General features: G+C 67.9%; 9 protein-coding genes. All 9 read left to right on the top strand.

Annotation, left to right across the window (positions count from 1 at the left end; genetic code table 11):
- Positions 1 to 261: enolase C-terminal domain-like protein (locus tag ACEN88_RS20000; protein ID WP_413342342.1), on the top strand; the 261-nt coding region annotated here is incomplete at its 5' end.
- A gap of 17 nt (positions 262 to 278) precedes the next feature.
- Entirely contained in the window at positions 279 to 569 is a 291-nt protein-coding gene (gene catC, locus ACEN88_RS19995; protein ID WP_413342340.1) for a muconolactone Delta-isomerase, read from the top strand.
- A gap of 23 nt (positions 570 to 592) precedes the next feature.
- Positions 593 to 1,513 carry a catechol 1,2-dioxygenase gene (gene catA, locus ACEN88_RS19990; protein WP_413342338.1) on the top strand — a complete coding sequence of 307 codons (921 nt, stop codon included), beginning with the start codon at positions 593 to 595 and terminating at the stop codon, positions 1,511 to 1,513.
- A 10-nt stretch (positions 1,514 to 1,523) separates the two neighbouring features.
- Positions 1,524 to 2,894, top strand: a complete 1,371-nt coding sequence (gene benA / locus ACEN88_RS19985; RefSeq protein WP_413342336.1) for a benzoate 1,2-dioxygenase large subunit — start codon at positions 1,524 to 1,526, stop codon at positions 2,892 to 2,894.
- Entirely contained in the window at positions 2,891 to 3,382 is a 492-nt protein-coding gene (benB, locus tag ACEN88_RS19980) for a benzoate 1,2-dioxygenase small subunit (protein ID WP_413342334.1), read from the top strand. The genes benA and benB overlap by 4 nt, the downstream gene beginning before the upstream one ends.
- Positions 3,383 to 3,395: 13 nt before the next feature.
- Complete coding sequence (gene benC, locus ACEN88_RS19975; protein WP_413342332.1) at positions 3,396 to 4,427, top strand: benzoate 1,2-dioxygenase electron transfer component BenC; 1,032 nt, start codon at positions 3,396 to 3,398, stop codon at positions 4,425 to 4,427.
- A complete protein-coding gene (locus tag ACEN88_RS19970; protein WP_413342331.1) occupies positions 4,424 to 5,185 on the top strand; it encodes a hypothetical protein in 762 nt (253 codons plus the stop codon). Before benC ends, ACEN88_RS19970 begins: the two co-directional genes overlap by 4 nt.
- The gene (tagF, locus tag ACEN88_RS19965; protein WP_413342329.1) at positions 5,185 to 6,171 is read left to right on the top strand and encodes a type VI secretion system-associated protein TagF; all 987 of its coding nucleotides are present in this window, start codon (positions 5,185 to 5,187) and stop codon (positions 6,169 to 6,171) included. Before ACEN88_RS19970 ends, tagF begins: the two co-directional genes overlap by 1 nt.
- Before the next feature lie 26 nt (positions 6,172 to 6,197).
- The coding region (locus ACEN88_RS19960) for a type VI secretion system Vgr family protein (RefSeq protein ID WP_413342327.1) at positions 6,198 to 7,680 on the top strand (1,483 nt) is incomplete at its 3' end.

The following is a 7,680-nucleotide window of genomic DNA, read 5'->3' as shown; positions in this document are numbered from 1 at the left end:
ACCGTCGCGCGGCTGGCCGGCATCGGCCTGTACGGCGGCACGATGCTCGAAGGCGGCATCGGCACCGCGGCCACGGCGCACGTCTGCGCGACGTTCGCCGACCTGGAGTGGGACACGGAATTGTTCGGTCCCCTGCTGCTGACCGAGGAAGTGCTGCGCGAACCGCTCGTGTACCGCGACTTCGAACTGCAGGTGCCGACGGGCCCCGGCCTGGGCGTCGAGATCGACACCGACAAGCTGCGCAGCCTGCAACGCAAGTAAAGACACTGGAGACCACCATGCTGTTTCACGTCCGAATGAACGTCAACCTGCCCGCGACGATGCCGCCCGACGAAGCCGCGGCGCTCAAGCAGACCGAAAAGGATCTCGCCCAGCGCCTGCAGCGCGAGGGCAAGTGGCGCCACCTGTGGCGCATCGCCGGGCAGTACGCCAACGTCAGCATCTTCGACGTCGACAGCGTCGACGAGCTGCACACGCTGCTGACGTCCCTGCCCCTGTTCCCCTACATGCACATCGACGTCATGCCGCTGTGCCGCCATCCCTCGTCCGTCCGCGACGGCGATATCTAACGCAACTATAAAGGAGACCTGAAATGAACCACGCAGACATCGAACGACTGGCCCACAGCTGGGTCGTGGACGCCGCCGACCGCCCCGCCGACCCGCGCGTGCAGCAGGTGGTGCTGCGCCTGCTGGGCGACCTGTGCAAGGCGATCGAGGACCTCGACATCACCCCGACCGAGTTCTGGCACGGCGTGGCATACATGTCGGCCGCGGGCGCCGCCAACGAACTGGGCCTGCTGGCCGCGGGCCTGGGCCTGGAGCGCTTCCTCGACATCCGCGCCGACGAAGCGGAACAGAAGGCCGGCCTGGAAGGCGGCACGCCGCGCACCATCGAAGGCCCGCTGTATGTGGCGGGCGCGCCGGAAAGCGTGGGCTTCGCCCGCCTGGACGACGGGACCGAGGCGGACAAGGGCGAGGTCCTGTTCATGCAGGGCACCGTGTTCGACCAGGATGGCAAGCCGCTGCCGGGCGCGAAGGTCGAGGTGTGGCACGCGAACCTGACGGGCAATTACTCGTTCTTCGACCAGACGCAGTCGCCGTTCAACCTGCGCCGCACGATCGTCACGGACGACCAGGGCCGCTACCAGTTTCGCAGCATCATCCCGGTCGGTTACGGCTGCCCGCCGGACGGCACGACGCAGCAGCTGCTGAACCTGCTGGGCCGCCACGGCCAGCGCCCGGCGCACATCCACTTCTTCGTCAGCGCCCCGGATCATCGCAAGCTGACCACGCAGATCAACATCGACGGCGACGAATACCTGTGGGACGACTTCGCGTTCGCGAGCCGCCCTGGCCTCGTACCGCCCGTGAACCGGATCGACGACCCGGCGCAACTGGACGCCAAGCGTGTCGACAAGCCGTTCGCGTCGATCGACTTCGACTTCCACCTGTATCACGACACCGCCGCCGCGCCGACCACGCAAGTCGACCGTCCGCGCGCCGCCGCCTGAGGACACCGCCATGATCCCGATCGTTCCTGTCGACGCGTTCAAGCCCAAACGGCTGGACGACTACATGATCGAAGACGCGCAAACGGGCGACCACCGCCTGCACCGCAGCGCCTTCACCGACGAGACCCTGTTCGAGCTCGAGATGAAGCACATCTTCGAGGGCAACTGGATCTACCTGGCGCACGAGAGCCAGGTCGCCAACGTCAACGATTACTACACGACGCACATCGGCCGCCAGCCGGTGTTCATCGCCCGCAACAAGGGCGGCGAGCTGAATGCGTTCATCAACGCATGCAGCCACCGCGGCGCCCAGCTGTGCCGCCACAAGCGGGGCAACAAGGCGACCTACACCTGCCCGTTCCACGGCTGGACCTTCAACAACAGCGGCAAGCTGCTGAAGGTGAAAGATCCGGAATCGGCCGGCTATCCGGAATGCTTCAACAAGGAAGGCTCGCACGACCTCAAGAAACTGGCGCGCTTCGCCAACTACAAGGGCTTCCTGTTCGGCAGCCTGAATCCGGACGTCGAGCCGCTGGAAGCCTTCCTCGGCGAGGCCGGCAAGATCATCGACATGATCGTCAACCAGTCGCCGGAAGGTTTGGAAGTGCTGCGCGGCTCGTCGACCTACACGTTCGAGGGCAACTGGAAACTGCAGGCCGAGAACGGCGCCGACGGCTACCACGTGACGGCCGTGCACTGGAATTACGCGGCCACGACGAACCGGCGCAAACAGGAGCAGGCGGCCGGCGAAGACAAGATCCGCGCCATGGACGCCGGCAACTGGGGCCGCCAGGGCGGCGGCTTCTACGCCTTCGAGCATGGCCACATGCTGCTGTGGTCGCAGTGGGCGAATCCGGAAGACCGCCCGAACTTCGCGCGCCACGCCGAGTACACGGAAAAATACGGCAAGGCGACCGCGGACTGGATGGTAGGACGCTCGCGCAACCTGTGCCTGTACCCGAACGTGTACCTCATGGACCAGTTCAGTTCCCAGATCCGCGTGCTGCGTCCAATCGCCGTCGACAAGACCGAGGTGACGATCTACTGCATCGCGCCGAAGGGCGAATCGCCCGAGGCGCGCGCGCACCGCATCCGCCAGTACGAGGACTTCTTCAACGTCAGCGGCATGGCGACGCCGGACGACCTGGAAGAATTCCGCGCCTGCCAGCAGGGCTACAACGGCGCCGCGATGCAGTGGAACGACATGTGCCGCGGCGCCAGGCACTGGATCCACGGCGCGGACGACGCGGCGCAGGACATCGGCCTGGCGCCCGTCATGAGCGGCGTGCGCACGGAAGACGAAGGCCTGTACACGATCCAGCACCGCTACTGGCTCGACGTCATGAAGAAGGCATTCGACGCGAAGGGAGAAGCGAAATGAGCGCGGTCACGATCCAGGATATTCAATCCTTCCTCTACCGCGAAGCGCGCCTGCTCGACGACGAACAGTGGGACGACTGGCTCCAGTGCTACGACGCCAACGCGCGCTTCTGGATGCCGTCGTGGGACGACGACGGCACGCTGGTCCAGGACCCGGAGCGCGAGATCTCGCTGATCTTCTACCCGAACCGCCAGGGGCTGGAGGACCGCGTCTTCCGCATCAAGACCGAACGCTCCAGCGCGACGATTCCCGATACGCGCACGAGCCACAACATCGCCAACGTGGAGATCGAGAAAGTCGAGGGCGCGGTGCACACGGTGCGCTTCAACTGGCACACGCTGAGCCACCGCTACCACACCGACTACAGCTATTTCGGCATGTCGCGCTACGTGATCGACTTTTCCGGTCCGCAGCCGAAGATCCTGGACAAGTACGTCGTGCTGAAGAACGACTACATCAGCCAGGTGATCGACATCTATCACATCTAAGCAGGAGACGGTCATGAGCCACACGATCGCGCTGCAGTTCGAAGACGGCGTCACGCGCTTCATCAGCTGCAACCCCAACGAAAAACTGTCCGACGCGGCCTATCGCCAGAAGGTCAACATCCCCCTCGACTGCCGCGACGGCGCCTGCGGCACCTGCCGCGGGCTGTGCGAGTCGGGCAGCTACGACCTGCCGCCGGACAGCTACATCGAGGATGCCCTCGAAGAGAAGGATGCGCAAGCCGGCTACGTACTGGCGTGCCAGATGCGCCCGACGTCGGACTGCGTCGTACGCATCCCGGCCACGTCCGCCGCCTGCAAGACGGGCGTCGGCGACTTTCCCGGCACCGTCACCACCGTGGAGCAGCTGTCGCCGTCCACGATCCGTTTCGCTATCGCGCCGGACCAGCCCGACCAGCTGGACTTCCTGCCGGGCCAGTACGTGAACGTGACGGTGCCCGGCACGGACCAGACGCGCTCGTACTCGTTCAGCTCCGCGCCCGGTGCGGAACAAGCGAGCTTCGTCGTGCGCAACGTGCCGGACGGCTTGATGAGCACCTGGCTGACGACCCGGGCGCAAGTCGGGCAGCCGGTCACGTTCTCCGGCCCGTACGGCAGCTTTTATTTGCGGCCCGTACAGCGCCCCGTGCTGATGCTCGCCGGCGGCACGGGTATCGCGCCGTTCCTGTCGATGCTGGACGTGCTGGCGGCGAAAGGCTTCCCGCATCCGGTGCGCCTGGTTTACGCCGTGACCAACGACCACGACCTGGTCGGCCTGGCGCAGCTGGACCGCATCGCGGCCGCGCATCCGCAGTTCCAGTACGTGACCTGCGTGGCGGCGGAATCCAGCAGCCATCCGCGCAAGGGTTATGCCACGGCGCACGTGGAACCGGCCTGGATGAACGGCGGCGACGTCGACGTCTACCTGTGCGGCCCCGTGCCGATGGTCGACGCGGTGCGCGGCTGGCTGGACGGCATCGGCGTGACACCGAATTCGTTCCACTTCGAGAAGTTCTCGGCCACGAGCACGGCGGGGGTGGCGGCATGATGCATCCGGACCGTTTCAGGGACAAGGTCATGATCGTCACCGGCGCCGCCCAGGGCATCGGCCGCGGTGTGGCGCTGGCGGCGGCCGCGGAAAAGGTCACCGTCAGCCCCGCCCCGCCGGGCGAACCCGCGGCCGCCGCCAGCGCCCTGCTGTCGGTGCTGGCCGGCCAGCCGAACAACGATCCGGCATTGACTATCCTGCTCGCCTTCGATTCGCGCATCGACCAGGCGGTCGTCGACCGGATGGCGGCCGACGGCGCCCTGTTCTCCGCCGCCCATCCGCAGGGTCTGGTGCCGGGCGAAGGCGCCGCAGGACTACTGCTGGGCGATACCGCGTACGCCGCGCCGATACTGCAGGCGGCAAGCGCCACGCGCAGCGCATCGGCCGACGCCATGCCCCGCATCGACGCCGCGGACCTGCGCCGGCTGGCGGAACGGGTGCTGGCCGAAACGGCCGTCGACGCATCCACCGTGTCGGCGCTGTTCGCGGATGCCGACCACCGCAGCAACCGCGTCCTCGAGGCGATGGCACTGGCCCACGAGGACCTGCCGCACCTCGATGCTGGCATCGACGTGAGGACCACCGGGCCGGCTTGCGGACTGTCGGGTGCCGTGCCCTTCCTGGCCACGCTCGCGCTGGCCCGCCGCCAGGCGCTGGATGGCGCCGGCGCCGTCCTGTGCGTCGGGAATGCCGATCCGGTCCATCGTAGTGTCGCCGTGGTCCGCCCGGCCGGTCTCGCCGCTTCCGCCGCCGTCTGATGAGTCTCGCGTCCACACACGTGTCGATCGGCTACTTCGGCAAGATCCCGAGCCGCGGCGACTTCGTCAAGGGTTCCGACAACCCGGCGCTCGTCAAGCTGCTGGACGACTGGCTCGCGCGCGCCATGGACCTCATGATGGCCGACGCGCGGTGGAAATCGCGGTACGACGCGGTCGCCCCGCTGCACTTCGTCATCGCGGGTCCGCGCCGCCGGCATGCGATCGCCGGTCATATCGTGGCCAGCAGTGACGCGTCGGGACGGCGTTTCCCGTTCCTCATGACCGGCATGCTCGACGTGGCCGAACCGGATGCGTTCGTCCCGTCCGCACCGCAGATGCTGGGTGTCCTGTGGAGCCGCCTGGAAGCGCTCAGCAAGGGACTGGTGACGGCGCCCGACGCCGACGCGCTGCTGCAGGCCGCCGCCGGCCAGGTCGTCGAACTCGACCTGCGCTCGAACGCCCACGCGGCGGCGTTCGCCGACTTCATCGAGCTGCAGTCGCTCGACACGCTGCAGGCGCTGCTGGCACAAGCCGGCTACGCGGGCTCGGTGCGCCGGGTGCTGCTGGCGCTCGGGCTGCTGCTGCAGCCCGTGCTGGCGAGCAGCACGAGCCGGCTGGAGAAAAGCCTCGTGCTGCCGCTGCCGGCCGACCCGCTGTACCGCGGCCTCGTCGGCGCCTACTGGATGCATGCGATCGCGCCGTTCCTCGCACGCGCCGATTTCGAGCTCGCCCTGTTCGTCACACGCATCGGGGAGCAGCCGCGCCTCGTGCTCGGCTTCGGCGGCGCGTCGGCGCACACGCTGCAGGCGATCATGGATCCGCAGGCAGCCAGCGAGCGCCACATCGCGTTCGATGACCTGGACTGGGTCGAAGACCAGGTGGACACCGACTATGCCGTCGACAAGGTGTCCAGGCACCTGAAGCGGCCCGACGTCTCGCTCAAGTCCGCGCTGGACGCGTTGTGCGCGGCATTCATCGGCACCTGAATCATGCGACAACGAGAACCCCGCGTATGCTGACACCCTCTCTTCCACTGACGGCCCAGGCGATCCGGGCGCTCGTGGCGCGCTTCACCCAGTCGAGCCGCGTGCTGCGCCTGCATACGACGCTGGGCAGCGACGTCCTGCTGGCGGAATCGCTGCATGGCGAGGAAGCCATCGCGACGGGCTACCGGCTGCGCGTCTCGGCCCTGTCGACGGATGCGGGGCTGGCGCTCAAATCGCTGCTGGGCCAGCCCGTGCTGCTCGAGCTGCTGGCGGGGCCGTTCCAGGGCGTGCGTCCTTTCCACGGCCACGTGACGGCAGCCGAGATGACGGGCGCGAACGGCGGCCTGGCCCGGTACACGCTGACGATCGAACCCTGGACCGCGTTCCTCGCGCTGGGCCGCGACAGCCGCGTCTTCCAGGACAAGACGATCGTCGACATCATCGACACGGTGTTTTCCGCGTACGACGGCAAGGGCAGGCTGGCGCCGGCCTGGCGCTTCCAGGTCGACCGCTCGCTCTACCCGCGACGCAGCCTGACGACGCAATACCAGGAAAGCGATCTCGCGTTCGTGCGGCGCCTGATGCGCGAGGAAGGCCTGTTCGGCTTTTTCGAGCACGAGGGCGACCCGGACGGCGCGACACTGGGCGCGCACACGCTCGTCATCGCCGACAGCAACGACGCGTTCAAGCCGAACACGCAGGCCCTCGTGCGCTTCACGCAATCCGGCGCCGTGATGCGCGAGGACAGCATCGACCGCTGGCGCACCGAGACGCGTCTCGCGACGAACGCCGTCGAATTGCGCAGCTGGGACTATCGCGCACGCCAGGTGCGGACCGCCGTCGCGGCCGGACAGGATCCGGTCGAACTGGCCAGCCGCGACATCCCCGGCGTGTACGCGTACACGAGCCGCGAACACGGCGCGCGCATCGCCGAGCGCCAGTTGCAGGCACTGGAAGCGGGCAAGGTCGTCCACGTGGGCGCCGGCACCGTGCGTACCTTCACGCCGGGGACGACGTTCACCCTGGCGGACCATGGCGCCCGGGACAGCGCGGCCGACCCGTTGCTGCTCGTGCGCGTGCGCCACCTCGCGCACAACAACCTGGACGCCGATACCGCGTCGACGCTCGCCCGCCACCTGGGCCACGATCCGGTCGCGGCGCTCAATGACGAGATCCTGTCGGCGAGCCTGCACGCGCGCGGCAAGGGCATCGCGGAACGCCCCGTGTACCGCAACAGCTTCGACGCGATCCCCGCCGCGACGCCATACCGCGACAGCCAGTTGGATGGCCACGGCCGCCTGCTGCATCCGCGCCCGACGGTGCAGGGCCAGCAGACCGCCATCGTCGTCGGCCCGACCGGCACCGAGATCCACACGGACCGTGACCACCGTATCAAGGTGCAGTTCCACTGGCAGCGCGGCGAAGCGAGCCACAGCCGCCTCGATCATCCCGAACCGCACGGCCACACGGGCGCCCCGGCCGACGACCGCGCCGGCACGTGGGTGCGCG

The organism is Massilia sp. CT11-108, from assembly GCF_047302915.1.
GTDB classification, from domain to species: domain Bacteria; phylum Pseudomonadota; class Gammaproteobacteria; order Burkholderiales; family Burkholderiaceae_D; genus Telluria; species Telluria orientalis.
This window is presented reverse-complemented; position numbering and strand designations above follow the sequence as displayed.